Origin of the sequence: Acetobacterium wieringae, from assembly GCF_023700225.1 — a bacterium.
GTDB lineage: Bacteria > Bacillota > Clostridia > Eubacteriales > Eubacteriaceae > Acetobacterium > Acetobacterium wieringae.
This window is the reverse complement of sequence record NZ_CP097897.1, coordinates 2,098,571-2,125,012: the sequence shown is the minus strand read 5'-3', so window position 1 is coordinate 2,125,012 and position 26,442 is coordinate 2,098,571. Positions and strand designations below refer to the sequence as shown.

The 26,442-nt window shown below is 39.0% G+C and carries 24 protein-coding genes and 4 riboswitches; of the genes, 23 read left to right on the top strand and 1 reads right to left on the bottom strand.

Features of this window, described 5'->3' with window-relative positions:
• Nucleotides 1-4 precede the first annotated feature (4 nt).
• From CHL1_RS10305 to CHL1_RS10245, 14 genes are all read left to right on the top strand, one after another.
• Nucleotides 5-1,111: a glycosyltransferase family 4 protein gene (locus CHL1_RS10305; protein WP_250932743.1), complete on the top strand. Its 1,107-nt coding sequence runs from the start codon at nt 5-7 to the stop codon at nt 1,109-1,111.
• A 24-nt stretch (nt 1,112-1,135) separates the two neighbouring features.
• Nucleotides 1,136-2,320, top strand: coding sequence for a glycosyltransferase family 4 protein (locus CHL1_RS10300; RefSeq protein WP_250932740.1), 1,185 nt, complete (start codon nt 1,136-1,138; stop codon nt 2,318-2,320).
• Entirely contained in the window at nt 2,298-3,632 is a 1,335-nt protein-coding gene (locus CHL1_RS10295; RefSeq protein ID WP_228883468.1) for an O-antigen ligase family protein, read from the top strand. Before CHL1_RS10300 ends, CHL1_RS10295 begins: the two co-directional genes overlap by 23 nt.
• Nucleotides 3,622-4,161, top strand: coding sequence for a hypothetical protein (locus CHL1_RS10290; protein ID WP_250932738.1), 540 nt, complete (start codon nt 3,622-3,624; stop codon nt 4,159-4,161). Before CHL1_RS10295 ends, CHL1_RS10290 begins: the two co-directional genes overlap by 11 nt.
• Nucleotides 4,140-4,331, top strand: coding sequence for a hypothetical protein (locus CHL1_RS10285; RefSeq protein ID WP_250932737.1), 192 nt, complete (start codon nt 4,140-4,142; stop codon nt 4,329-4,331). Before CHL1_RS10290 ends, CHL1_RS10285 begins: the two co-directional genes overlap by 22 nt.
• Nucleotides 4,332-4,403: 72 nt before the next feature.
• Nucleotides 4,404-5,372, top strand: coding sequence for a glycosyltransferase family 2 protein (locus tag CHL1_RS10280; RefSeq protein ID WP_250932735.1), 969 nt, complete (start codon nt 4,404-4,406; stop codon nt 5,370-5,372).
• A gap of 65 nt (nt 5,373-5,437) precedes the next feature.
• Complete coding sequence (aat, locus tag CHL1_RS10275) at nt 5,438-6,313, top strand: leucyl/phenylalanyl-tRNA--protein transferase (RefSeq protein ID WP_228883473.1); 876 nt, start codon at nt 5,438-5,440, stop codon at nt 6,311-6,313.
• Nucleotides 6,310-7,422: a DegT/DnrJ/EryC1/StrS family aminotransferase gene (locus tag CHL1_RS10270; protein WP_250932733.1), complete on the top strand. Its 1,113-nt coding sequence runs from the start codon at nt 6,310-6,312 to the stop codon at nt 7,420-7,422. The genes aat (CHL1_RS10275) and CHL1_RS10270 overlap by 4 nt, the downstream gene beginning before the upstream one ends.
• A gap of 68 nt (nt 7,423-7,490) precedes the next feature.
• On the top strand, nt 7,491-8,603 hold the full coding sequence (locus CHL1_RS10265; RefSeq protein WP_250932731.1) for a hypothetical protein: 1,113 nt from the start codon (nt 7,491-7,493) through the stop codon (nt 8,601-8,603).
• Between the two features lie 56 nt (nt 8,604-8,659).
• Nucleotides 8,660-10,150, top strand: coding sequence for a lipopolysaccharide biosynthesis protein (locus CHL1_RS10260; protein WP_250932729.1), 1,491 nt, complete (start codon nt 8,660-8,662; stop codon nt 10,148-10,150).
• Nucleotides 10,151-10,170: 20 nt separating this feature from the next.
• A complete protein-coding gene (locus CHL1_RS10255; RefSeq protein ID WP_250932727.1) occupies nt 10,171-11,631 on the top strand; it encodes a lipopolysaccharide biosynthesis protein in 1,461 nt (486 codons plus the stop codon).
• A 1-nt stretch (nt 11,632) separates the two neighbouring features.
• Nucleotides 11,633-12,343, top strand: a complete 711-nt coding sequence (locus CHL1_RS10250; protein WP_250932725.1) for a WbqC family protein — start codon at nt 11,633-11,635, stop codon at nt 12,341-12,343.
• Between the two features lie 42 nt (nt 12,344-12,385).
• Nucleotides 12,386-12,514, top strand: coding sequence for a hypothetical protein (locus CHL1_RS18355; RefSeq protein ID WP_276520377.1), 129 nt, complete (start codon nt 12,386-12,388; stop codon nt 12,512-12,514).
• A gap of 18 nt (nt 12,515-12,532) precedes the next feature.
• On the top strand, nt 12,533-13,252 hold the full coding sequence (locus tag CHL1_RS10245; RefSeq protein WP_250932723.1) for a WbqC family protein: 720 nt from the start codon (nt 12,533-12,535) through the stop codon (nt 13,250-13,252).
• A 22-nt stretch (nt 13,253-13,274) separates the two neighbouring features.
• On the opposite strand, the gene aat (CHL1_RS10240) is transcribed toward CHL1_RS10245, so the two are convergent.
• Nucleotides 13,275-14,138: a leucyl/phenylalanyl-tRNA--protein transferase gene (aat, locus tag CHL1_RS10240; protein ID WP_228883479.1), complete on the bottom strand. Its 864-nt coding sequence runs from the start codon at nt 14,136-14,138 to the stop codon at nt 13,275-13,277.
• Between the two features lie 473 nt (nt 14,139-14,611).
• Nucleotides 14,612-14,687: riboswitch (cyclic di-GMP riboswitch) on the top strand.
• A gap of 64 nt (nt 14,688-14,751) precedes the next feature.
• A riboswitch (cyclic di-GMP riboswitch) is annotated at nt 14,752-14,827 on the top strand.
• Between the two features lie 33 nt (nt 14,828-14,860).
• Nucleotides 14,861-14,935, top strand: a riboswitch (cyclic di-GMP riboswitch).
• 12 nt (nt 14,936-14,947) lie between these two features.
• On the opposite strand from aat (CHL1_RS10240), the gene CHL1_RS10235 reads away from it, so the two are divergent.
• From CHL1_RS10235 to CHL1_RS10195, 9 genes are all read left to right on the top strand, one after another.
• Entirely contained in the window at nt 14,948-16,558 is a 1,611-nt protein-coding gene (locus CHL1_RS10235) for a glycoside hydrolase family 55 protein (protein ID WP_250932721.1), read from the top strand.
• A gap of 135 nt (nt 16,559-16,693) precedes the next feature.
• Nucleotides 16,694-16,774, top strand: a riboswitch (cyclic di-GMP riboswitch).
• Between the two features lie 14 nt (nt 16,775-16,788).
• A complete protein-coding gene (locus tag CHL1_RS10230) occupies nt 16,789-18,747 on the top strand; it encodes a glycosyl hydrolase family 28-related protein (protein ID WP_250932719.1) in 1,959 nt (652 codons plus the stop codon).
• Between the two features lie 219 nt (nt 18,748-18,966).
• Entirely contained in the window at nt 18,967-19,980 is a 1,014-nt protein-coding gene (locus CHL1_RS10225) for an NAD-dependent epimerase (protein ID WP_250932717.1), read from the top strand.
• Between the two features lie 25 nt (nt 19,981-20,005).
• A complete protein-coding gene (locus CHL1_RS10220) occupies nt 20,006-21,172 on the top strand; it encodes a nucleotide sugar dehydrogenase (protein WP_228882546.1) in 1,167 nt (388 codons plus the stop codon).
• A gap of 54 nt (nt 21,173-21,226) precedes the next feature.
• Nucleotides 21,227-21,973 carry a tyrosine-protein phosphatase gene (locus tag CHL1_RS10215; protein WP_250932715.1) on the top strand — a complete coding sequence of 249 codons (747 nt, stop codon included), beginning with the start codon at nt 21,227-21,229 and terminating at the stop codon, nt 21,971-21,973.
• A gap of 74 nt (nt 21,974-22,047) precedes the next feature.
• A complete protein-coding gene (locus CHL1_RS10210) occupies nt 22,048-23,916 on the top strand; it encodes a polysaccharide biosynthesis protein (RefSeq protein WP_250932713.1) in 1,869 nt (622 codons plus the stop codon).
• Nucleotides 23,917-23,991: 75 nt separating this feature from the next.
• Nucleotides 23,992-24,951: an LCP family protein gene (locus tag CHL1_RS10205; protein ID WP_070369453.1), complete on the top strand. Its 960-nt coding sequence runs from the start codon at nt 23,992-23,994 to the stop codon at nt 24,949-24,951.
• A gap of 41 nt (nt 24,952-24,992) precedes the next feature.
• Entirely contained in the window at nt 24,993-25,685 is a 693-nt protein-coding gene (locus CHL1_RS10200; protein ID WP_070369454.1) for a YveK family protein, read from the top strand.
• A gap of 1 nt (nt 25,686) precedes the next feature.
• The gene (locus CHL1_RS10195; protein WP_250932711.1) at nt 25,687-26,307 is read left to right on the top strand and encodes a CpsD/CapB family tyrosine-protein kinase; all 621 of its coding nucleotides are present in this window, start codon (nt 25,687-25,689) and stop codon (nt 26,305-26,307) included.
• The last annotated feature ends 135 nt before the right edge of the window (nt 26,308-26,442 follow it).

The following is a 26,442-nucleotide window of genomic DNA, read 5'->3' as shown; positions in this document are numbered from 1 at the left end:
CGCTATGATGAATGTTTTACATGTGAATTCCTATTACGCTCAAGGAACTTTTTATAAACATTTGTATGATCAACAGATACAAATAGGAATAGCCATCGATGTTTATGTTCCGACGCCAAGTTCGGTTAGTCGTGATCTGGGAAACTATGCAACGATCAGCATTAACCATAATAAGTATGATCGTTATTTATTTCATCTGAAACACACAAAAATTTATCGGGATATAAAAAGAACATACCGTCTTGAGGATTATACAGTCGTTCATGCCCATTCATTATTTTCCAACGGATACATTGCGATGCGAATAAAAAAGGACTTTGGTGTTCCCTATATCGTTGCAGTGCGGGACACCGATGCCAATGTCTTTTTTAAACGGATGGTCTGGCTTAGAAAACTTGGGATTAGTATTTTAAAAGAGGCCTCACAGGTAATCTTTCTGTCAACAACCTATCGCGATGCGGTAATAAAAAAATATCTGCCAGAACACCTGCAAGATGAGATTCTCGCCAAATGTGCAGTTATTCCCAATGGCATTGATCAATTCTGGCTGGATCATTTGGGGACTCCTAAACTAAGTCGAGACAATAACACGCTAAATCTTTTATTTGTGGGAATGATCAACAAAAGAAAGAATATTCCCGCAACCATCAAGGCAATCAAGCATTTGATCCGCCAGGGATATGAGGTGACCTTTACGGTTGTTGGCACAGTCAATGATACGTCAATTTTTGAGCAAATAAAAAAAGAAGCCTTTATCCGATATCTTCCACACTGCTCAAAAGAAAAGTTGATTGAGATTTACCGAAACAGTGACATTTTTGTGATGCCGTCGATCACTGAGACCTTTGGTCTGGTTTACCCTGAGGCAATGAGTCAGGGATTACCAGTAATTTACACAGAAGGGCAGGGCTTTGATGGTCAATTTCCCGATGGGGAAGTTGGGTTTGCGGTAAATTGTTTTGATGTAGAAGATATTGCAAATAAGATAGTCAAAATCAAAAATCACTACAATGATTTGTCACAAAATGCAGTAACCAATGCCCTAAAATTTTGCTGGACTGATATTTGCGAGGAATACAAAAATATATATGAGGCGATCGGGCATAAGTAAGAGCGAAGAAGTGGGGAGGCCATCATGCAAAAAAAACACATCTGCTTTGTTGTACCGAACTATCCGACACAGAGTGATCCGGTTTATACCTTTGTCAGGGAGCTGGTCTGCTCAATTGCCGAGCTGGGATACCCATGTTCAGTCATTGCGCCTCAAAGTGTCACAAAGAAGCTGTTAAAAAATAAATCAGCCCGGCCTCAATTCTGGCAGGATTTTGTGAATGAAGAGGTGTGGGTGGATGTTTATCAGCCCAGGGTTTTATCGTTCTCAAATCTTAAGATTTTTGGAACAAACCTTTCGGCACACGTGTCACAAAAAGCAGTGATTCGTGTTTTTAGAAAAATAAGACAGCGGCCGGACATTATCTATGCTCATTTTTGGCATTCTGGGGTAACCGCTGGTTTAATCAGTAAAATGTATAAAATTCCCTTTTTCGTGGCAACCGGTGAAAGTAAGATTTGGGTGGAAAGCCTTTTTCCCCGCAAAACGATTCAAAAAGCTCTGGCTGATATAAGCGGTGTGATCTGCGTTTCAACCAAAAATTTGGATGAAAGTATTGAGCTTAAGCTTGCACCACGCAACAAGATGATTGTGATTCCAAACGCCGTTGATCCGAAAAAATTCTACAAAATGGACAAACGTGAAATCAGAAGCAAACTGGGATTTGGTCAGGATGATTTTATTGTTTCATTCATGGGGTCATTCGATCAACGAAAAGGTGTTTTGCGTTTGGCGGAGGCAGTGAAACAAGTGGAGCAGACGAAAGTCATTTTTATTGGTTCAGGCAATCTCAGACCAACCGGTGAAGAAATTGTGTTTCTCGGAAAACTCCCGCATAATCAGATCTGTGAATATTTAAACTGTTCCGATGTGTTTGTTTTGCCAACTTTGGCAGAAGGATGTAGCAATGCGATTCTTGAAGCGATGGCCTGTGGATTACCGATTATCTCTTCGGATCTCAGTTTTAATGATGATATACTAACCGATCGCTGGGCCATCCGGGTGGATAGTATGGATGTCACCGCTATTGCCAAAGCAATTAGATCTTTAAAAAACGATGATATTTGGTGTAAGAAAATGGCGGCAAACGCCTTGGAGCAGTCACAAGAATACCATATCGATATTCGGGCTAAAAAAATAGTGCGGTTTATTAACAATTCGATTAATGACGAAAAAGAGGTTCAAAATGATAACCAGGAAATCAACTAATTCCATTGCGATATTAGGTTTGGCGCTGCTACTTATTATTCTTGGTCTTTCAAACACTGTATTTTTGATTATTGGAATTATGATTGCCAGTAGCTATATCTTTCTTAGTGGAGCAGAAGGAATTTATGGTCTGTATTTTATGTTGCCATTTTCTCCCATCATGAAGTTTGCACCAGGGGGAAATACTTTTTTTAATGTCCTTATTGCAGTGTACATCCTCAGAATGATTTTTTTAAATCCGAAAACGAAGATTTCACTCTATCAAATCCTATCAATTCTTGCACTTATTATTTTTTCCTTACTTAATACAATGGATTCAAGTTTAATAAAACTGGTGGAGCTGGTTATTTATTTCGTATTGGCTTTTTTAGTAATGAACAATAAGGATGATATCGAGGTGCGAAAATTACTTATGTATTTTATTGCGGGTATCATCATAGCGTCAATCTTAGGGTCTTTTAGCGATTTAATTCCTGGCCTAAGCGGTTTTATGCAAGAAACCCGGATTAAACTCGAAGATGGCGATGTATTTGGAAGATTTTCTGGAATCCAGACAAATCCCAACTTCTATACCATGGACATAACAATTGCGATTGCGGCGCTGTTATACATGATTGGCATGAAAAAACATCGTTGGTACGATTATGTTCTAGTGATAATTTTACTCGGATTTGGGATATTATCGTTGAGTTTATCTTTTATGTTGGCGGTGGGTGTGATATTTATACTCTATTTAGCTTTTAAGATCGTTCAGTTGACCAAATTATCCTTTGACGTCAATGTTGTTTTAAGAGGCATCTTTTTTATTGCATTGACATTATTAATTATTTCAGAAATTAGCAGTTTACCTTATATGAATATTTATTTTCAACGATTGGGCGTTGGTAGTTTTCTTGATCAGAGTCTATCGGATCTTACTACGGGTCGTTCAGACATCTGGTCGGATTATTTAAGCCTGTATCTCAGTGATTGGCGGATTTTCCTTGTTGGCGTCGGTTACTCGGTGGAGGCTTATCATTTAAGGCAGGCACATAATTACTTTCTTGAACTCTTAGTCCATTTAGGGATCATCGGAACAATTTTATATTTCAATGTCTTAAACTCAATTTTTAAGCCTTTTTCGATGAAAGTCAAAGGCCGAATGCTCTGTCTTTTACCGTTGGTGGCATTAATTTTTCGGGGATTTGGGATAAATTTATTTTTCAGAGAAAATTTCATCTTTTATTTAATAATCTGCGCATTGATCATGGCTGACGATGACCGCATAGATGATTTGAAAACGCCTCGAAAGGAAGTTTCAGATGAAAAATAAAACAATATTTCTGGAATTTAACGGGATTCCAGGTTCGGGGAAAACGACGTTGTCAAATCGAGTGATTACGGATATGAAAAGCAAGAATTATCTGATTGAATCCTATCATCAGGTTATTAAGAAACCAACCAGAAAAAACTCAAAACATCTGTTGTTATACCTTTTTAGGATAAAGCCAGGCAGTGTTAAAATAGGCTATCTGGCAACGATGTATTTGATTACAAACAAGAAACTTAACCATGAAAACTGGTTAAGGGTGATTTCTTTAGTGGTTCTTTTTGATTTTTATCAAAAAAAAGGCCAGGATTGTGGTGATGAAGTTATTTTGGTTGATCAGGGAATTGTTCAACAAATTATTTCGATGCTTTACGAGTCAGAATTGATTGCTGATAAATATGTTAAAAAACTAATCTGTTTTGCAAAAAAAAGAATGTGGGAATATACATTGTCAATGTTGATCTTGATATTAATATTTCGTTTGAGCGTCTTGTTAAACGAAAAGGGAATATGTCACGGATACAGAAGTTAAACGAGGCGGATGCCATCCATACACTAACGATTCAGCAAAATAATTTTAATAAAATCAGAAAAATTATCAAAGAACTGGAGCTGGAGAGCCTTGATGTAAATACCAAAGCGTGTATTGATGAAACTGTGCAGGTGATCGTAAATTATATAATGAGAATTAAAGATCACTAGATTTATAACAGATCCAGATTGTTCAGGATAAGTGATAGAAATACAGCTGAATCGCTTAAAAGGGAGCTTATTATGAAGAATAAAACAATGGTCAGTGTGAATTGTATCACCTATAATCACGAGAATTATATCGCTGAAGCATTAAATAGTTTTATTATGCAAAAAACCAGCTTTAACTATGAAATATTGATCCATGACGATGCATCTACGGATAGAACTGCAGAAATCATTCGTGATTATGAACAAAAATATCCAGATTTAATTAAGCCGATCTATCAAAAGGAGAATCTGTATTCAAAAGACGTTGATATTGACGATCTGAATACCGAAAGAGCAACAGGAAAGTATATTGCAGTGTGTGAAGGTGATGATTATTGGCTTGATCCGCTTAAACTTCAAAAACAAGTTGATTATATGGAGGGTCATCCGGAGTGTACGCTTTGTGTTCATGCCGCTTACATTGTCAACGTGATCGGCAGGAAAATAAAACCGGTGAGACCGAGTGTTGGGAACAAAATATTCACCATTGAAGAAGTCATTGAAGGTGGGGGCGGATTATTTGCAACAAATACGATGATGTATCCTCGCTACTTAGATCCAAACAAACCAGATTTTTATAAAAAGGCACCGGTAACGGATTATCCCTTAGTTATTTATCTTGCCTTAAAAGGACAAGTATATTATATCGATGAATACATGGCGGCATACCGTAAAGGTGTGAGTGGTTCCTGGACCAATACAGAACAGTCAAGTCTGGAAAAAATAATTAAACACGTCGATAATACTGAAAAAATGTTGGCACATCTCAATCAATACACAAATTATCAGTATGATGAGGCGATCACGAACAAAAATAATATCAATCAATTTAAAATTATGATTGCTCAGGAACGGTTTGAAGCATTGAAGGAAGACCGATTCAAAGCAATATTTAAAAAGCTGGGAAAAAAAGAAAAAACTAAAATATTGATTAAACAATACTTTCCGCAGTCAGTCAGAACCTATAAAAAGCTGCGTAAAAAGTATCGCTTGATGAAGTAAACGGAGTCGAAATAGGTAGGATTAACCGGTTGCAAATACCTGAGCATGGAAATGGAGGAGCGATTGTGACACTAAAAAAATTCAAATCGGGGTTGTTGAGGTTCGATGACTTGATTTTTAAGGGAAAGCTTAAAGCCTTCTATATACATCGCATTAAATATCGGGGGAAAGCCTATGAGCTAACGGAAGATTTATATTTCCCTCCTCACACAGCATCAAACAAAAGTATTCGGATGGGTCCTGAGGGAGAATTATTGGCTGTTGGGGGTGACTGGAAACCGGAACGCATTATTCTCGCCTATAAAAATGGCATCTATCCCGTTGCATTTAAGAATCAGCCCATTCTTTGGTGGACATCAGAACGACATTGTGTCATGTATCCTAAAGATGTACATATTCCCAAAAATATGCGGGCGCTAATTCGCCAGAATAAGTACAAACTGACCGTTGATCAAGCTTTTTATGAGGTCGTCAGTGCTTGCTCGGAAACAAGAAAAGACTACACCTGGTTAACGCATGAACAGGTCAAAGCTTTTCATCAACTGCATAACTTGGGATTTGCCCATTCAGTCGAAGTCTGGCAAGGCGAAGAACTGGTAGGGGGATTATTTGGGGTTTCATTCGGAACATATTTTCATGGTGAATCGATGTTTGCACGGGTGAGTCATACCTCAAAATTAGCATACATTGGATTATCGGTTCGACTTGCAGAAATGAATTTTACGATTATGGATTGTGGAATTTGGCCAACGGATCATATGAAAAGTTTGGGTGCTGTTGTTATTTCACGAGATGAGTTTCTTGAGATTCTGGATAGAAGTAAGGATGCTCCTGAAGTGATTGCTGATTGGGGTGCATTGTTCGAAAATTGGGATTTAAAACAAGCAGTACAAAATCATCTGGATGGTTTGAAAACGAAGAGCGAAGGAGCCTTGATATGAAAGACCAAATCAACGTTACACGGTCATCGATGCCAGAATTTGAAGAGTACATGGCAGAAATAAAAGAGCTATGGGACACCCATTGGTTAACCAACATGGGTGTAAAGCACAAGAAATTCGCAAAATGCTTAAGAAATTATTTGAATGTGGAAATGGTAACCCTCTTAGCAAATGGTCACCTTGCCCTTGAATGTGCGATTGCTGCCTTTGATCTTCAGGGAGAGGTGATTACGACACCATTTACCTTTGCCTCAACCACCCACGCAATTGTCAGAAATGGTCTGGATCCAGTATTTTGTGATATCAATGAGGACGATTATACTATTGATGTAGAAAAAATTGAAAGCTTGATAACCGAAAAAACTTGTGCAATTGTTCCAGTTCACCTGTACGGAAACGTATGTGATGTGGAAACGATTGAAAAGATTGCAAAAAAATACAAACTGAGGGTGATTTATGATGCAGCGCATGCTTTTGGAGTAACGGTTAACAATATCGGCATCGGTAACTTTGGTGACGCGTCAACTTTCAGTTTTCATGCGACAAAGGTCTTTAATACCATCGAAGGTGGTGCAGTAACCTATAATAATGAGCAACTGAAAAAAACACTCTATTTTCTCAAAAACTTTGGGATTACTGGCCCGGAGTCAGTGGAGTTTGTCGGTGGTAACGCAAAGATGAATGAGTTTCAGGCAGCGATGGGAATTTGTAATCTCCGCCATATCGATGCAGAAATTGCCAGACGTCAGATTGTGTTTAATCGTTATTGTGAAAACTTGGAAGGAATCAATGGGATAAAACTTTTGCAACCGCAACCAGCGGTTAAAAGTAATTATGCTTACTTTCCAGTTATTTTTTGTGGGAAAGCGAATTTAAGAAATGATGTCTTTGACGAACTGGAGAGAAATCAAATTATTCCGAGAAAGTACTTCTATCCGTTAACAACGGACTACAAATGCTATGCCAATCGTTTTGATTCAAACGAAACACCGGTGGCGAAGAATATTGCCGAACGGGTTATAACTTTGCCGCTGTATCCTGATTTGATGCTTGACGAGGTCGATCGGATTTGTAAAATTATATTAAATTGCTCTAGGAATTTATGTTGAGGGATCAAAAGAATGAGGCAAATCGTCTTACAAAGCCGTTTAAGATAGTGTGGGGAAGGGAACTGACAATGATTGATGTAAAAAAACAACTATTGGAGGATTTAAATCAGCTTAAGCTAGATAATTCAGTCCTTCAACCGAACACCACATATGACAATAGAAAATATCAACAACCTGAAATGATAATCATTGGTTTGGAGAAAGATTGTACTATTTATAAAAGAACGTTCATAAAGTACCAATTTATTCAACTAAAAAAACGATCAATCTCGAAAAAATTTGAATCGTGGATAGGGTATGATGATTTTAACGGCGACTTAATTCAGGTTCACTTATGTTTGTGCGGGAGGAAAGCAGATCAGTGCGATGCAATGGAGAATTTTATGAACAACCGTGCAAAAAAAGTATCCTCTAAAAACAGATTTTCGTTCAGATGTCCTTCAATAGCAGTGATTGGTTCTGATGGGTCAGGCAAAAGCACCGTTACCACTGATTTGGAGAAGTGGTTTTCAAAAAAACTTGACTGCCGTCGGTATTATCTGGGAAGCGGTGATCATTATAACCCCATATACAAACAAGGTCTTAGAACAATAGTCAGATGGTTTGGACGTTCACGATCATCGAATGAACAGCAGGCAGTTAATACAGGAAAAAGCCAATTGAAAAAAACGCCAGATCGCGTTTTAAAAAAGGGACTTAAGAAAGGGTATTGTCATCTCAATGCCTTTTATTTGTATCGCATTTCGGTTCACTCATTAAAGCAGTTAAAAAAGTCAAATGACTTTTCTAAGAACGGCGGAATTTCCCTGTTCGACAGATTTCCGCAAAATCAGTTTATGGGAATCAATGATGGTCCGAAAATCAGAAAAGCATATGGAACCATCAATAGCCCGATCATCAACTGTTTAATGCAAATGGAGGAAAAGAACATTGGTCGATGCGTTAAAATGAGCCCGGGTTTAGTCATTAAGTTGATTGTATCACCTGAAATAGCAGTTACGAGAAAGCCAGACCATAGTATCCTGGAATTAGAAAGAAAAGCAGACATTATTCATACACTGAGTTTTAGAGATGCTGTAATTTATAACGTTGATGCCAGTCAGCAGTACGATATAGAATTAAAAGCGATAAAGAAATTGATATGGAACTATCTATTTCAATGTTCGAAAACGAATGAATAAAATTTGGACGGATATTCTGATACGTGATGAATCTGAGATAAGGGCGGTTAGGGCTGATGAAAGTATCAAACAAAGATAAGGCATTTTTAGGTGTTTACTGGATGACAATTATGGGATTGGCCAGTGTTGTGATCCGGTTGCTAATCACGATGAGTTTGTCCAGATTATTGCTACCCCAAGAGTTTGGCCAAGTTGCAACGATTCAGATCATCATCAGCTTTGCTGAAATATTCTGGATGATGGGTGTGGGAAGTGCCATTGTTCAAAAAAAACAATTGTCAGACGACTACATTGCAACCGGAAATACCTTAAATTTAATACTGGGGCTCATTATTTATTTGACCATCTTTATTTTTGCATCCGCAATTGCCAGCCTGGTTGGATCAAATGATATCACGATGTTGCGGGTTCTTTCGATCGTATTCGTAATTCATAGTATCTCAGGCGTTTCTGAAGCATTACTTCAAAAAGAAATGCGCTTTAAAACCGTCAGCATTATAAATACGGTGGCGGCGATTATCAATGGGGCTGTGGCAATCATACTTGCTCTGAATGGCTTTGGTGCGTGGTCGCTCGTATTTGCTCAAATTATCAGTGTTCTGTTTCAAACCGTCATGTCGATTATCAAAAAGCCGATTAAATTTAGGTTGATAATTGAAAAAGAATCAGCAAAAGAACTAATTAATTTTGGTACCGGATATGCACTCTCGAAGCTATTTAATAATATTGCCAATCAGGGAGATTATTTTGTTGTGAGTCAAACACTTGGAAGTGCAGCTTTAGGATTCTACAATCGAGCCTATCAATTGTTATTGGTACCCACAAACTTGATTGCCACAGTGATGGAACGGGTTTTGTTTCCTCTTTTGGCCATGTATCAGGATGAACATGAAAAAATCCGCTATGTCGTCATGAATTTAACAGCGCTGATCGCAATTTTGGCTTTTCCAATTACGATTGTGTCGCTGACAATGGGTGCAGACTTAGTTCAAGTGGTCTTGGGCCCGAAATGGGAAGAAACCATCCTTCCCTTCAAAATATTAATTGTCAGCTTATTTTTTAGAATGGCATATAAAATTGGTGATGCGCTGGTACGTTCGTTGGGAGCGGTCTATAAACGACTATGGGTACAAATTGCATACGCAACACTGGTCATTGGGGGGGCATATATTGGTAAAGAATGGGGGATCGTCGGAGTTGCAGTGACAACAACAATTGCGATCATTATCAACTATTTTATCATGACGTTTCTGATTGGACATTTAGTTGAACTTAAAATGCGAGAGTTATTGGGGTATTTAACGCCAATTATTCTTGTCAGTATTGTCATTGGGGGCGTCAGTTATCTGATTAGCACTCCCGTAGCAACCTTACCATATGCGCTGATCAGACTGATTGTCATGACGTTTGCAGTGGGTTTTATGTATCTTTTGGCTTTTAAATTTGTTATTATTAAATATATGCCCGAAGATTTCAGGGGGTTTATTGAAATTGTAAAAGATCAGACGACGAGAAAACTTGTACCGAAGAAAAAAAACATCAAATAATTTAACCTGGAAGAAGGATTATGGACGATAAGCAAATTAAATCTAAGGTGATTTCATCTTTGTTTTGGAAATTTATGGAGCGACTGGGAACGCAGGGAATACAGTTCGTTGTCCAAATTGTATTGGCGCGTCTCATATTGCCAGAAGAGTATGGGACAATTGCATTGATTACAATATTCATCTCGTTTGCCAATGTCTTTGTTCAGTATGGGTTTAATACCGCACTTATTCAGAAGCAGGATGCAAATGAAACTGATTTTTCATCTGTGTTTTTTTTAAGTTTAGTGGTTGCGGGGCTATGTTATGCAATCCTGTTCATTTCGGCGCCGCTGATTGCCGATTTTTTTGAGAATCCAATGCTTATACCACTGCTGCGAGTCTTGTCGACCACCTTGTTTCTAGGTGGTTTAAATTCGATTCAAAATGCTGTTGTTGCCAGAAATTTGGAATTTAAAAAATTGTTTTACAGTAGTTTAGGAGCTGTTGTTGGGTCAGGAACTATCGGCATCGTGATGGCTTACAATGGGTTTGGTGCCTGGGCATTGGTAGCCCAGCAACTTACGAATCAATTGATGGTGGCGGGGATTCTTTGGTTTACAGTAAAATGGCGACCGGGGTTTTTATTTTCTCTGGAAAGCTTGAAAGGCCTTTTTTCATTTGGATGGAAATTATTAGTTTCCGCACTTATTAATATGCTTTATAATAATGTTCAAAGCTTGTTCATCGCAAAAATCTATAATCCGGCGATGCTGGGTTATTTTAATCGGGGTCAGCAATTTCCATCATTGATTGTCTCAAATATAAATGGATCAATCCAATCGGTCATGTTTCCTGCCCTGGCCCTTAAACAGGATAATCGACAGCGAGTCAAGGAAATGGTCAGAAGAGCGATTGTGACCAGTGCCTTTTTTATCTTTCCGATGATGGTTGGATTGGCAGTGATTGCCGAACCACTGGTCACAATTCTCTTGACTGATAAATGGTTACCCTGCGTCCCATTCTTGCAGATTTCCTGTGCAGCATTTGCTTTGTTACCAATTCACACTGCTAATCTCCAGGCAATCAATGCCTTGGGCCGAAGTGATATATTTTTAAAACTGGAGATTATTAAAAATGTTGTCAGCTTAACGATTTTAGGAGTCTCACTCGCATATGGTATCTATGCGATTGCTGCCGGGATGTTTTTTAGCAGCGTCGCCTCATCGTTTATCAATGCCTATCCCAATAAGAAGCTATTGGATTACAGTTATGTACAACAATTGAAGGATGTTATGCCATCGCTGTTATTATCTTTGGCAATGGGTGGGATTATCTATTGTTTTTTATGGCTTAATATGAGTCCTTTAATAACCCTGACACTACAGGTAGGTGTCGGAATCTGTATTTATTTTGGAATAGCAAAATTACTTAAATTTGAATGTCTGACATATCTAATGGTCACCGCAAAGGAGATGTTGGACAATCGAAGGAAGCGTGAATAAGATGATCATTGGAATAATGCAACCCTATTTTTTTCCCTACCTGGGATATTTTAGTTTGTTAAAGCAGGTTGATCGGTTTATTTTGTTTGATACGGTTCAGTTTATTCGGCATGGGTGGATTGAAAGAAACCGAATTTTAAAACCGTGCGAAGGAGTCCAATATATTTGCGTACCGCTGGTAAAAGCTTCACACCTTGCAAAAATAAAAGATGTGTCAATCAGAAATAACGAAGACTGGCGAAATCATATCCTTTGCCAATTGAATCACTATAAAAAAAAAGCCCCCTTCTACAAGGAGACCATGGCGGTGGTCGAAAGAGCTTTGGCGATTAATACGGAAAGTATTACTTATTTAAATCATAATACAATGAACTGTGTTTGTGATTATCTGGGGATCAAAAAAAATATAGAGATTTTTTCACAAATGAACCTGGAAATTGAGCCAGCCAATGAACCGGATGAGTGGGCCCTTAATATCTGCAAAAAATTTGGAAATGTGGAGGAATACTGGAATCCGATTGGAGGGCTTTCATTTTTTAATCCTGAAAAATACGAAAAGTCTGGGATAAAAATACATTTTCACTCGGTGAAGATAAAGCGCTATCCCCAACGCCGTCCGGTATTTGAAGAAAAACTTTCAATCATTGATGTGATGATGTTTAATTCACCAACAGAGATAAACAGAATGCTGGATGACTATTCGTTATTTTAGCTGAGAAATCTGAACCGGGTTTTGGCAATGGAGATCCCTTTGATGAGTGATTATCAACAACACATTTTTAATGAGTGCAAAATGAATGCAAGTCACGCAGGCGCAGAATTGCATGATAATTCTTATCAAATTCTCCCAAATTTCCCGGAAAGTAAAAACGAGTCAAAGTAAAAAAAGCGAGGAATCAAAATGGATGTTTCAATCATGCAACCTTATTTATTTCCTTATATTGGATATTTTCAAATGATTAATTGTTCAGATTATTTTGTGATTGCAGATGATGTGCAGTTTATCAGGAAAGGCTGGATCAACAGAAACCGGATTTTATTAAATGGCGAACCTTTACTGATCACATTACCATTAAATCGAGACAGTTCTTTCCTCGACATCAATAAACGGAACTTTGTAATGCAATCTGACCCAAGGGGAAGGCGTGCATTCCTGAATAAAATTGTGAATTCATACCGGAAAGCTCCGGAATTCAAATTGATTTATCCTTTAATTGAAGTGATTGTGAATTTTAGCAATAATAACGTTGCAGAGTTCCTGACGAATAGTATAAAAGAAATTTGTGTATTTCTGGACATTGAAACAGAAATATTAATTGAATCCTCCTTTTTATTATCACCGGAACTAGATTATCAGGATTCAGTTATTTATGTGTGCAAAGAATTGAAGGCAAAACGTTACATAAATTCGATCGGTGGAATGGATTTATATTCAAAACGTAAATTTGCAGAAAATGGTATTGAACTTAAATTTATTAAAACGAGGGAGACATTAGAATACCGACAATTTTATTATCAGTTTGTGCCAAACTTATCGATCATTGATGTGATGATGTTTAATCCCAGGGATCGAATTAAAGCGATGCTAACAGAATATGACCTGGTTGAAGGCCACAATTAGATCATTGCGACATTAAAAGAATTCAAGATATCGGATCGAGGTTATTTTTTACTAAGTGATTTTTGACGGCTTGGCAAAAGTCCCAGTTTTCAAAAAGCTCTTCCCAGTTATTGATAATTGCAGGAACATTGATGCTTTGGTCTAATCGCTTCAGAAACTCGTCACGCTCGATTGTGACGACGCCCATGCTTTTGAGATGATCGGTTGGCCAGGTTCCGCAATCGATCATCGTACAGTTCAATTCTTCCAGTCGAATGGTCAAGGCGATCATGGCAAATTTCGAAGCGTGGTTAACACGTGTAAACATTGAAGAGATATAAAAATATGAGCCGCATGAGAAGCCAAACAATCCGGCCACCAGATTGCCATCTTGCCAAACCTCGATGGAGTGTTTGTAACCTAAATCATGTAAAGTGCAACACGATTTTTTACGGTCAGGGGTGAGCCAGGTGTACGCTTCTCGGGATTCGGTACAGCCATTGATGACATCATCAAACGCTTTGTCCACGGTCAGGTGAAAATGGTTGTGCTTAATTAAACGCCACATGACTTTTGAAATATGAAGATGCTCAGGAAACAAAACACAACGGATCTCTGAAGTCCACCATAAAATTGGCTGATCAACAAGTGATGATGGGTAAATACCATTTTTGAAAGCAAAAATAATTCGTTCAGGGCTTAGATCGCCGCCAACCGCTAATAATTCGCCAGCAGAACCCATCCGGACGCTCTTGTTCGCAGTTGTATGTGGTGGAAAATATAATTCTTTGGTTAAAAAATATGCTTTGCCTTTATACTGGATATGTTTTATATAAAATGCCTTGAGAGTACCATTGAACAATCGTGCATCCATTTTAATCAGTTGTGATTTGAAATTTTTAAACATAATTTAGCGCCTCCCGATACAAAGTTTCGTGTAAAAAAAGACTGATTGGGTACATTTATTTATTACCCAAAAATGTGATTTATCTGCGTTAAGTTAAAAAAATAAAATGAGTTGCATCACAAACTACCGATTTCTGAAATCAAAAATATCTGACAATTAAGCCATTTTGGCAAGAATAGCAATTGATCCGAAGAGATACCATATCTTGGAACAGAATATTTCTGGCATCAACATATAGCGCATGTGACGGTTTTGAAGCTCTGGCAAAAACAAATTTTAAAAAAGTTAAACAAGGCATTGACTAGTATCCAAAAATGTGATATAGTGAGCCCAAGAAAAGCAAATATTTTAATATTCGAATATTTGCTCAGTTAAGAGATTGTATGTAAGTGCGATTCAAAAAATGGAACGTATAAAACAATACTTAACAAATCAATTTGATTTGGGGAGTTGTTTAAGGTGCCGTTTATTTTCTACGATAAAAGCAAATTTGGTGAAAGTCAGAGACGCAAAGCTAAAGGGCCTGTAAAATGGCAGCCAGCTACCGAAAGGAAGGTAACATACTCAAAAAAAGCGATTACAAAATTTTAATATTGATCGTGGAATCACTTTCCAACGATAAAGGCAAACCTGTTGAAAAATAGGGACGCAAAGCTAAAGGGCCTGTAAAATGGCAGCCAGTTACCGAAAGGGAAGTTTTTTATTTGCAATTCATCGTTATTCAACGAAAAAGGCAAACTAACTGAAAAGTTGGGACGCAAAGCTAAGGGCCTGTAAAATGGCAGCCGGCTACCGAAAGGAATACCATCATGAAAAAAATATCTGTTTTTTTAGTCACATTATTTGTGTTATTTAGTGTTATGCCAATAAATTCGGCATTTGCAGCCAGAGTCAGACCTCCTAAAAAACCTGTCACAGTTACACAACCCGTAGTGACCGAACCCGTGGTGACCGAACCCGTGGTGACCGAACCCGTAGTGACTGAACCCGTAGTGACTGAACCCGTAGTGACTGAACCCGTAGTGACTGAACCCGTAGTGACTGAACCAGTTGTCACACCACCAACAACACCAGTGAATCAGGGAGTCAGTGTCAAAGATTTTGGCGCAAAAGGGGATGGCATCACCAATGATACGGCAGCGATTCAAAATGCCATTAATGATGCCAGCAGTAAAAACGTTACCTTGACAGTTCCGGCAGGAACCTATGTGGTTACCAGTCAACTGGAAGTCAAGAACAATACCAGAATCAGCGGTTATGGTGCCACTTTATATATGGCGCCACAGCCGTCGGCCGTAGCAAATATTTTATGGTCGAATCCGGATGCTTATATCTCAAACGTAACCCTTGAAGGGTTGACATTACAATCCCAGAACACCATCGCTGGAGCCGACTATTATGCCAACAGCATGATCAGCAATGTACAGGGAATGTTTTTCCAGGGCATCAGCAATCTGACGATCAAAGATGTTTCGATGGACAGTATGTATGTGGGCCTGAAAATGGGACAATCCGGAAGCAGCCGCAACCAGGGAGTCACCGTCAGCAATCTTAAAATTGATAAAACCGGGATGCCCATTCAGATTTCCGGAACTAACAACTTAACCATGACCGACAGTATTCTTAACGCCAATGATGGCGGAACAAAATGGCTTCATGCAGCTTATATTCGCGGCGATAACAGCAATTTCCTGTTTCGAAACGTCGAGTTCAATAATGCCCCTGGTGGCGGTATTGCTGTAGCTGGTAATGAAAAATTCCCAACCCCACCGGATCACATCGTCTTTGAAAATTGTCGTGTCAAGAACAGCGTTGTCGGGATGCACATCAATACTGGTGCCAATAACGTCACAGTTAAAGGCTTAACCATCACTGGCAGCGGTCTGGGATTCAAAATTGCTGATGCCAACAGCTTAACCATCAGCGATGTCAACATCAGTGGTGCCAAGCCAACAACCACCGATATTGGCGCATTCAGCATCGGCAACAGCTATCAGGCAAGTATTAGCAATGTTACCGTTGACTCAACCGGGATGGCCGGTGCACTGTACTGGTTTATCGGAGAAGTGAAGGATACCACGATCTCTGGAATGAACGTTACAAATGTCAATAAAATTCCGTTAATCAGTGCCAGCAGCACTTCCAAGACAACCAATGTCGTGGTTGAAAACTCCAGCTTCCAGTACAGCAGTATCGACAAATACGGTATCGGATTCAGAGGTGTGGGATCACAGGCCGTGCTGCGAAACAATACCTTTACCAATAGCGGCGCATCCTACTCTTACCTGATTTATAATCCCGAAGGAACCCAGATTCAAGTATCTGATAATTCTTACAGCGGATTCCAGCGACTGAATTCCAGCTCTGATTTTTCCGTGGCTACCAATAATTTTAATCTGCTGACAGCAAAGGTTGATTAAGAGAACCAGTGTGCTAAGTTATTATATCGTGAATAATCTGAGAATAATTCAATAAAGCAATTTCTCCTAAAGCCTTGCTCTTTTGAACAAGGCTTTATTTTATCGAAGAATGTAACAATTTATATATAATCATGTCCACGATAAAGGCAAACCAACTGAAAGGTTGGGACGCAAAGCCAAGGGCCTTAACAAAAAGAAAGGTAGCCGGTTGCCGAAAGGAGCAGTAAGCAATGAACTTAAAAGAGGAAAGCAAGACAACGAGATTTATCGCAACCTTAGTGATGTCATTTTTGATAATAGGGACGTTTTTTTCGTCCAATGTATTTGCAGAAGAATTAGAAACAGAAGCCGTTAATGCAATTGGAGTCACCTATCGGACCCATATCCAAAACGAAGGATGGGCCCAGGGGTGGATGAGTAATGGCCAACTTTCCGGTTCAGAAGGAAAAAGCTATCGTTTAGAAGGTATTGAGATCAAACTGACAGGAGCTGTTCCAGCAGGATTAGGAATTGAGTATCGTACACATGTTCAAAATAAGGGCTGGGAACAGAAATGGGCGGCAAATGGCGGATTTTCAGGATCAGAAGGCGAAGGCTTGCGTCTAGAAGGAATCCAGATCAGGTTAACTGGTGCGAGTGCAGCTGAATATACAGTTAAGTACCGGACCCATATTCAAAATGAAGGCTGGGCTCAGGGATGGGTTTCGGATGGTGCCCTCGCTGGCTCGGAAGGAAAAAGCCTGCGTTTAGAAGCGATCGAAATCACTATTGAAAAGCTGCCAGCGGTAGCAACAAGCGAACCTGCCAGTGTCGTTACGACACCACCGCCACCAACAACACCAGTGAATCAGGGAGTCAGTGTCAAAGATTTTGGCGCAAAAGGGGATGGCGTTACCAATGATACGGCAGCGATTCAAAATGCCATTAATGATGCCAGCAGTAAAAACGTTACCTTGACAATTCCGGCAGGAACCTATGTGGTTACCAGTCAATTAGAGGTAAAGAACAATACCAGAATCAGCGGTTATGGGGCTACCTTGTACATGGCGCCACAGCCGTCAGCCGTAGCAAATATTTTGTGGTCAAATCCGGCTTCATACATTTCAAATGTTACCCTTGAAGGGTTGACACTACAATCCCAGAACACCATCGCTGGAGCCGACTATTATGCCAACAGCATGATCAGTAACGTTCAGGGAATGTTTTTCCAGGGCATCAGCAATCTGACGATCAAAGATGTTTCGATGGACAGTATGTATGTGGGTCTGAAAATGGGACAATCCGGAAGCAGCCGCAACCAGGGAGTCACCGTCAGCAATCTTAAAATTGATAAAACCGGGATGCCCATTCAGATTTCCGGAACTAACAACTTAACCATGACCGACAGTATTCTTAACGCCAATGATGGCGGAACAAAATGGCTTCATGCAGCTTATATTCGCGGCGATAACAGCAATTTCCTGTTTCGAAACGTCGAGTTCAATAATGCCCCTGGTGGCGGTATTGCTGTAGCTGGTAATGAAAAATTCCCAACCCCACCGGATCACATCGTCTTTGAAAATTGTCGTGTCAAGAACAGCGTTGTCGGGATGCACATCAATACTGGTGCCAATAACGTCACAGTTAAAGGCTTAACCATCACTGGCAGCGGTCTGGGATTCAAAATTGCTGATGCCAACAGCTTAACCATCAGCGATGTCAACATCAGTGGTGCCAAGCCAACAACCACCGATATTGGCGCATTCAGCATCGGCAACAGCTATCAGGCAAGTATTAGCAATGTTACCGTTGACTCAACCGGGATGGCCGGTGCATTGTACTGGTTTATCGGAGAAGTGAAGGACACCACGATTTCTGGAATGAACGTTACAAATGTCAATAAAATTCCGTTAATCAGTGCCAGCAGCACTTCCAAGACAACCAATGTCGTGGTTGAAAACTCCAGCTTCCAGTACAGCAGTATCGACAAATACGGTATCGGATTCAGAGGTGTGGGATCACAGGCCGTGCTGCGAAACAATACCTTTACCAATAGCGGCGCATCCTACTCTTATCTGATTTATAATCCCGAAGGAACCCAAGTTCAAGTGTCCAATAATTCTTACAGCGGATTCCAGCGACTGAATTCCAGCTCTGATTTTTCCGTGGCTACCAATAATTTTAATCTGCTGACAGCAAAGGTTGATTAAGAAAAAAGAATAATTGGAATTATTTCTGAAACAAAATAAAAGATCAAGAAAAAATAAGCCGTGCTTTTGCAGGGCTTATTTTTTTGCTGCAAAAGGATAAAAAAGAAAAACTGGTTTTTCGGAATGAATATTCATTAAAATAGTGGTAAGTTACGGCTGAAAGGGGTAAAATACATACAATGGAATATGAATAAGTTTTGAGAAAAAGGCGGAGTAAAAATGAAAATACTAATTACTGGTGTTGCAGGCTTCATTGGTTTTCATTTAGCTAGTTCATTGCTTGGCGAGAATCATCAAATAGTTGGAATTGACAATCTTAATGATTATTACGAACAATCCTTAAAAGAAGATCGTTTGGTTATCTTGAAAAATCATTGCAAGTTTAGTTTCTATCAAGTGGATTTAAAAAATAAAGCTGCAGTCGATCAAGTTTTCGAAACCCATCGACCCGACTATGTGGTTAATCTGGCTGCGCAAGCTGGCGTCCGTTATTCAATCACTAACCCTTATGCCTATCTGGATTCCAACCTTGTGGGATTTATGAATATCCTTGAAGCATGTCGCAATTATCCAGTGGAGCATCTTCTTTATGCCTCATCAAGCTCAGTGTATGGTGGAAATAAACAGGTGCCATTTTCGACCAATCACAATGTCGATCATCCGGTTTCTCTTTACGCTGCGACTAAAAAAGCGAACGAATTGATGGCCCATACCTACAGCCATCTATTCAATATCCCAACAACCGGATTACGGTTTTTTACGGTTTATGGACCATATGGAAGGCCGGATATGGCATACTTTTCTTTTGTTCAGGATATTCTAGCCGGAAAACCGATTAAGGTATATAATCACGGCAAAATGAAACGTGATTTTACTTATATTGATGACATTGTCGCATGTATCAGCAAGTTGATTGATAAAATTCCAACTGCCAATAAGAATTGGGATGAAAGGGAAAATGATTTAAGCTCAAGTTTTGCCCCATACAAGATATATAATATCGGGAATAATAGCCCCGTTGAGCTAATGCGTTTCATTACAATTCTGGAAGATCAGCTGGGGATAAATGCGGAAAAAATATACATGGATATGCAACCAGGTGATGTATTAATTACCTATGCTGATATCAGTGATCTTGAAAAAGACATCGGTTTTCGACCTGTTACGAGTATTGAAGAGGGTTTGAGTAGGTTTGTGAAATGGTTTAAAGAATATTATAAGATTGATCAATAAATCGATAACGACGGGGGAAAAGAAAATGAAGATAACAATCGCCGGTACCGGATATGTGGGTTTGTCGAACGCCATTTTATTGGCACAGAATAATGAGGTTATTGCACTTGATATTTTAAAAGAAAAAGTCGAGATGATCAATAATAAAAAATCGCCAATTATTGATGATGAAATTGAAGAATATTTAAAAACCAAACAACTGAACTTGCGGGCAACAACAGATAATTATGAAGCGTTCATAGATGCGGAGTATGTAATCATTTCGACACCGACAAACTATGATCCGGAAAAAAATCATTTTAATACCAGAACTGTGGAAGCGGTAATTGCCAATGTTTTGGCGATCAACCCTGACGCAGTAATGATCATAAAATCAACCATACCGGTCGGATATACAGAGGCTATAAAGGAAAAATTTGAAGCGGAAAACATTATCTTTTCACCGGAATTTTTAAGAGAAGGACATGCGCTGTATGACAATCTTTACCCCTCAAGAATTGTTGTCGGTGAGCAGTCAGAACGGGCCCGCGTTTTTGCTGAATTGCTGGCCCAGGGGGCTTTAAAAAAGGATATTCAAATTCTTTATACAAATTCAACTGAGGCTGAAGCGATAAAACTTTTTGCAAATACCTATTTAGCATTACGGGTTGCATATTTTAATGAATTGGATTCGTATGCCGAGGTAAGAGGTCTTAATACGTATGATATTATCCAGGGAGTGTGCCTGGACCCGCGAATTGGCAATTATTATAACAATCCATCGTTTGGTTATGGTGGTTACTGTCTGCCAAAAGACACCAAGCAATTACTCGCAAATTATGCTGATATTCCCCAGAACATTATGTCGGCAATTGTGGACGCCAATCGCACCAGAAAAGACCATATCGCAGATATGATAATCAAAAGAAAACCGAAAATAGTGGGGATTTATCGGTTGACAATGAAGACAAACTCTGACAATTTTCGGGAATCGGCGATTCAAGGCGTGATGAAGCGTATTAAGGCAAAGGGGATTGAGGTGGTTGTCTATGAACCTTCCCTTGAAGAAAGTGACTTCTTCAATTCCAGAGTGATAAAAGATCTTAATGAGTTTAAAGAAATAGCTGATGTAATTGTGACGAATCGTCTGTCAGAAGAAATAAAAGATGTTGTTGATAAGGTATATACCAGGGATTTGTTCAGTCGGGATTAACAAAAAGGATCGCTTAACAGACTATCCAGCGAAAGGATTATAAAGAGTGTGATTATGATTGATACACATATACATATGGTGCCTGGGGTTGACGATGGGGCTACAGATCTGGAAATGGCAATTCAGATGATGCAGCTGGCAATAAATGACGGCGTTAATGAAATGATCGTGACCCCCCATTTTAATTTGCCAACTTACCATAATCAAAATGTGGATGAGCAGTACCAATTGCTGATAGATTATATTGAGCGAGAGAACATTGATTTTAAACTACATTTGGGTAATGAAATATATCTAAGCGAAGAAACCATGGCAGGGATCAAGCGGGGACTCGCCCATACGATGGGAAACAGCCGGTTTTTGCTTGTGGAATTACCCTTATACCATTACTACCCGTTTCATGAATCCATGCTTTTCGAATTACAGGAAAGTGGCTATAAGGTTGTCCTGGCCCATGTTGAGCGATATGAGGTTTTCGCAAGACGACCAGAAAAGCTGGCAGCTTTAAACGAACGGGGAATTTATTCCCAAATCACATCACAATATATTATGGATGGAAAAACAAGAAGAAAGGCCCTACAATGGATTGAAAGTGGTTTGATTTATATTATAGCATCCGATGGACATGATTTAGTCAAGCGTCCACCGGTCATGAAACGGGCATATGAAATTGTCGTAAAAGTGTTTGGTGAAGAATGCGGACAAATGCTTTTTTATGAAAATCCCGGGATGATGATCAGAGATCGAGAACTGATGGTGCCTGTGCTGAAAAAGAAACGGTTTGGATTTCACCGTCAGTAGTATAATATTTCTGAATTCAGTAAAAAGCTTAGCAAAAATTGTCAAAATTATTCTGTCAAAAAGTGAGGTAGTCGATGGAAACGAAACTAAGCAGGCAGTTGTTTTTAATTGCAGCAGACATATTGGCAGTGAACGCTGCATTCTTGTTTACATTATTTTTGCATTTTGAAGGAGACATTCCTTCAGAAGTAATTAGTATTTATTTAAGCAGTGTTTTTATCTTAACGGTCGGAAAGCTGCTAATTTATCGATTCTTCGATTTATATAACAGTTTATGGTCTTATGCTTCGGTGGAAGAGTTGATTAAGATTTTGCTGGCGGTGATCGTCGCCAACGTGTTTGGAACGGCTTATCTTTTCTATATGGGCGAAAGACTATATTTTGGTATTTATCTAACCAGTATGCTTTTTGAAATTGCATTTGTCAGCAGTGGCCGTTTTAGCTATCGCTTGGTGCGAAGTTTAAAAAACCGAAAAATCTTTATGAAGCAGGATGTCCAGAAGAAAATATTGATCATTGGAAGTGGTGCGACGGCGACATTGATTGCCACAGAAATTAAGAATCATGCATTAAGCTACGGACAAGTTGTGGGATTTATTGATGAAGATGCCAAAAAATTAAATAAAACAATTGCTGGCGTTAAGGTTCTGGGTAATAACTATGATATTGGCAGTATTGTTCATAAGTTCAATATCAATGAAATTATTATTGCAACACCGACAGCAGATCCAACGACACTCCGAATGATCATCAGTGAATGTAAACGGACGCCTGCCAAGGTACGAATTGTTCCGGGAATTCGTGAAATGATTGATGGTCAGGTCTCGTTAAGTAAAATTCGAGATGTCGAGATTGAGGATTTGCTTGGCAGAGAAACGGTAAATCTTAATATCAGAGAAGTTGTCAGTTATCTTGAAGGCAAAATTATTATGGTAACGGGTGGTGGCGGTTCGATCGGTTCTGAATTATGCAGACAGATTGCCAGATTCAATCCGGGGAAATTGATTATTCTGGATAATTATGAGAATAATGCCTATGAAATACAAAATGAACTGATTAATGATTACGAAAATAAAATCAATCTGGATGTGATTATCGCTTCGGTAAAAGATCGGGATGATGTTTTTGCGATTATTGAAGCCTACCATCCCGATGTTATCTTTCATGCGGCAGCACACAAACATGTACCCTTAATGGAGCGTTCGCCCTGGGAAGCGATTAAAAATAATGTCTTTGGAACAAAAAATGTTGCGGAAGCGGCCCATGAGTTTGGGGTAGATCGCTTTGTTATGGTTTCGACAGACAAAGCCGTTAACCCGACCAATATAATGGGTGCCAGTAAACGGATCTGTGAAATGATTATTCAAGGTTTAGCCAGGCAAAGTAAAACAAAGTTTACGGCTGTTCGCTTTGGTAACGTCCTCGGTAGCAATGGTTCAGTAGTTCCCCTATTTAAGAAACAGATTAAAGAAGGCGGTCCGGTTACTGTAACGCATAAAGAAATTATCCGATACTTTATGACCATCCCGGAGGCGGCGCAACTCGTAATTCAATCGGGTGCGATTGCAAAAGGCGGAGAGATATTTGTGCTTGATATGGGGCAACCTGTAAAAATATTTGATCTGGCAGTCGACCTGATTAAACTCTCGGGATTAAAGCTGAATGAAGACATCGAAATAGAAATCATTGGATTGCGACCAGGAGAAAAACTCTATGAAGAACTATTAATGGATGAAGAGGGGCTGAAAGAGACCTGCTTCGAAAAAATTAGAGTGGGTAAGCCGGGAGATATTGACTACACATTACTTAAGAAGTCACTTGAAGAGTTAAGACCCTATCTAAAAGCATCGAATAAAAAAGCGCTGATCAGTATGGTGAAAAATATTGTTCCTACCTACAAAGACAGTGACGAGGTTAATAACAATGGTAATTATCTGAAATAGATAAAGCGTTGTTCGATCAGCGATTGCAAGCTATTTGGGTTCAGGCAAGTTTAACTGAGAAAGGAATCAAACGCCATGAAAAATAAAAAATTGGTTATAATTCTATTGAGTGTTCTATTTCTGGTAATTATGGCCAGCCTGCTCATATTTGCTCGTGCAAACAATGGATCCTTGTTTTCGGCCAATACTCAAAATGCAGACACAGATACTGAAGCGGATGCAGGATCGATTGAGGATGTTTTGAATCAGAACAACGAAGATTTGCTTGAACTGACAGATACGAGAAAAACGGTTATCTTTGCAATTTATGGAACTGATGAGCGATCTGATGAAACCGGACGAAGTGATATTATCATGGTTGTGATGTACGATCCAACACAACAAAAAATGGTCATGGCTTCGTTACCAAGAGATTTGCGGGTTAATATTCCCGGTTATGGTTTGGATAAAATTAATCATGCCTTTGCTTATGGTGGCAGAGAATTGAGCAATCAGACCATTGAGGAGCTGCTGGGCATAAAACTGGACTTTTCAGTGAAATTGGATTTTGATACATTTGCCAAAATCATCAACGATGCTGGGGGCGTCGAAGTCACCGCACAAAAGGATTTCTATAAAAATGAAAATCAATTAGTTATCAGTCAGGGTGAGCAAGTTTTAAACGGTAAAAATGCATTATTTTATGTCAGATTTCGCAGTGATAGCGACGGCGACTATGGCCGGATCGCCAGACAGCAGGAAGTGGTTAAGTCATTAATGAAGAAACTGTCAACGATGAGTCTGAAAAAAAAGCTGCAATTGATTGAAACCTACTATAATAATGGTGTTGAGACTGATGTTAATGTTTCGAAGCTTAAAGAGTATCTCAATATGAGCGGCGGGGACACAAATCTGAGTTTTGAAAATTATCGATTAAAAACATATTCCGAAATTATTGATGGGTTATGGTATGAATTATACAGTCAGGAAGATCTGGATACAATCAAAAACCTGTTTAAAGTTAATGAAGATATTAATCAAGAAAACTGGAAATAGAAACTGTAAAACATACCTGGTCTTTAAGAAAGGAGAACAGCATGGAAACAACAAAGGAAGTCAATTTTAAAGAACTTTTAGAGATTATTATTAAAAAATGGTGGCTCATTCTGTTGCTGACCATTGTCGGTTTCGGGTCAGCTTATCTTTACACAGTAAAATATGTAACCCCGATCTATGAAGCAAATACAGTTTTGTACATTGGTCAGGAGGGCGGTAGTTTGGGGTCAATAGATGTATCATTAGGCCAATTAAATGCTAATAGTCAACTACTTGTTGATTACAAGCAAATTGCCTCCACCCGATTGGTAATAAATGAGGTAATAAAAAACTTGGGATTGACTATTTCTTACGATGAATTTAAAGATAACGTTATTATTCAGAGTGTTTCCGATTCCCGTCTTTTCACAGTTGGGTTTAGAAACTCGGATCCCCAAGTTGCCAAACAGATTGCCGATGAACTGGCTAAACAATTGACGGTGGCGGTATTACAAATTGTCGGCGTAGAGAATATCAGAATTCTGGATCAGGCGCTGGTACCGCAGGCACCTATTTCGCCTAATGTTCTTCTTAATGCCGTTATTGGCGGTTTATTGGGATTCTTCATTTCATTATTTGTAATTATTTTGATGTTTCTGATGAATGATACGATTAGAAATGATGAAGACATTGAAAATTTGATTGGCGTGTCAGTTTTAGGGGATATCCCAGAATTTAAAGGGGAGGCTCGATAATATGGATTCACAAAATTTAATCACACTAAGCGACCCCACATCATTTATAACTGAAAGTTATAAATTATTGCGGACAAATTTGAATTTTAAAAATTTGAATAATCGTTATCAGGTGATGCTGGTAACGAGTGCTGGTAAAGAAGAAGGGAAAAGTACCACCATTTCAAACCTGGCGGTAACATTTGCCCAGGCCGATAAACGGGTGTTACTAATCGACGCTGATTTACGGTTACCTCAGATCAGTACCATTTTTAATATTAATAAGAGAAAGAATGGTTTATCCAATATGTTGGTGGATGAATTACCGCTGGAGTCCCTTGTAAATAAAATAGAAAAACTTGAAAAATTGGAAATTTTAACCGCTGGAAACAAACATGTTTCACCGACCGAACTGCTGAATTCAGAAGCATTTGAAACATTCATTAAAAAATGTCGAGAAGAATACGATGTTATTCTTATTGATACCCCACCTGTGTTAAGTTTTGCCGACGCAAGTATTATTTCAAATGTTGTCGATGGGGTTTTGTTGGTAATTGCCGCCCACTCCACAAAAAAAGCAACAATTATTGAAGCAAAAAAAATCTCGACAAGGTTGGGGCAGCTGTCATTGGTGTTATCCTGACTAAAGTGAAATTCAAGAAAAACGCAAATTACTACCGCTATAATGCTGACAAAGCGAAGTGAACACCGAATTTTAAATCATCGTTAACAAAAAATAATTCAGGAAGTTGGAACAATAAGGAGGTGTCATCTGACA

Bases quoted from the DNA above. Each gene is read 5' to 3' on its own strand.
- CHL1_RS10305 (WP_250932743.1), top strand. From the start codon at position 5: ATGATGAATGTTTTACATGTGAATTCCTATTACGCTCAAGGAACTTTT.
- CHL1_RS10300 (WP_250932740.1), top strand. From the start codon at position 1,136: ATGCAAAAAAAACACATCTGCTTTGTTGTACCGAACTATCCGACACAG.
- CHL1_RS10295 (WP_228883468.1), top strand. From the start codon at position 2,298: ATGATAACCAGGAAATCAACTAATTCCATTGCGATATTAGGTTTGGCG.
- CHL1_RS10290 (WP_250932738.1), top strand. From the start codon at position 3,622: ATGAAAAATAAAACAATATTTCTGGAATTTAACGGGATTCCAGGTTCG.
- CHL1_RS10285 (WP_250932737.1), top strand. From the start codon at position 4,140: ATGTCACGGATACAGAAGTTAAACGAGGCGGATGCCATCCATACACTA.
- CHL1_RS10280 (WP_250932735.1), top strand. From the start codon at position 4,404: ATGAAGAATAAAACAATGGTCAGTGTGAATTGTATCACCTATAATCAC.
- CHL1_RS10270 (WP_250932733.1), top strand. From the start codon at position 6,310: ATGAAAGACCAAATCAACGTTACACGGTCATCGATGCCAGAATTTGAA.
- CHL1_RS10265 (WP_250932731.1), top strand. From the start codon at position 7,491: ATGATTGATGTAAAAAAACAACTATTGGAGGATTTAAATCAGCTTAAG.
- CHL1_RS10260 (WP_250932729.1), top strand. From the start codon at position 8,660: ATGAAAGTATCAAACAAAGATAAGGCATTTTTAGGTGTTTACTGGATG.
- CHL1_RS10255 (WP_250932727.1), top strand. From the start codon at position 10,171: ATGGACGATAAGCAAATTAAATCTAAGGTGATTTCATCTTTGTTTTGG.
- CHL1_RS10250 (WP_250932725.1), top strand. From the start codon at position 11,633: ATGATCATTGGAATAATGCAACCCTATTTTTTTCCCTACCTGGGATAT.
- CHL1_RS18355 (WP_276520377.1), top strand. From the start codon at position 12,386: ATGAGTGATTATCAACAACACATTTTTAATGAGTGCAAAATGAATGCA.
- CHL1_RS10245 (WP_250932723.1), top strand. From the start codon at position 12,533: ATGGATGTTTCAATCATGCAACCTTATTTATTTCCTTATATTGGATAT.
- aat (WP_228883479.1), bottom strand. From the start codon at position 14,138: ATGTTTAAAAATTTCAAATCACAACTGATTAAAATGGATGCACGATTG.
- CHL1_RS10235 (WP_250932721.1), top strand. From the start codon at position 14,948: ATGAAAAAAATATCTGTTTTTTTAGTCACATTATTTGTGTTATTTAGT.
- CHL1_RS10230 (WP_250932719.1), top strand. From the start codon at position 16,789: ATGAACTTAAAAGAGGAAAGCAAGACAACGAGATTTATCGCAACCTTA.
- CHL1_RS10225 (WP_250932717.1), top strand. From the start codon at position 18,967: ATGAAAATACTAATTACTGGTGTTGCAGGCTTCATTGGTTTTCATTTA.
- CHL1_RS10220 (WP_228882546.1), top strand. From the start codon at position 20,006: ATGAAGATAACAATCGCCGGTACCGGATATGTGGGTTTGTCGAACGCC.
- CHL1_RS10215 (WP_250932715.1), top strand. From the start codon at position 21,227: ATGATTGATACACATATACATATGGTGCCTGGGGTTGACGATGGGGCT.
- CHL1_RS10210 (WP_250932713.1), top strand. From the start codon at position 22,048: ATGGAAACGAAACTAAGCAGGCAGTTGTTTTTAATTGCAGCAGACATA.
- CHL1_RS10205 (WP_070369453.1), top strand. From the start codon at position 23,992: ATGAAAAATAAAAAATTGGTTATAATTCTATTGAGTGTTCTATTTCTG.
- CHL1_RS10200 (WP_070369454.1), top strand. From the start codon at position 24,993: ATGGAAACAACAAAGGAAGTCAATTTTAAAGAACTTTTAGAGATTATT.
- CHL1_RS10195 (WP_250932711.1), top strand. From the start codon at position 25,687: ATGGATTCACAAAATTTAATCACACTAAGCGACCCCACATCATTTATA.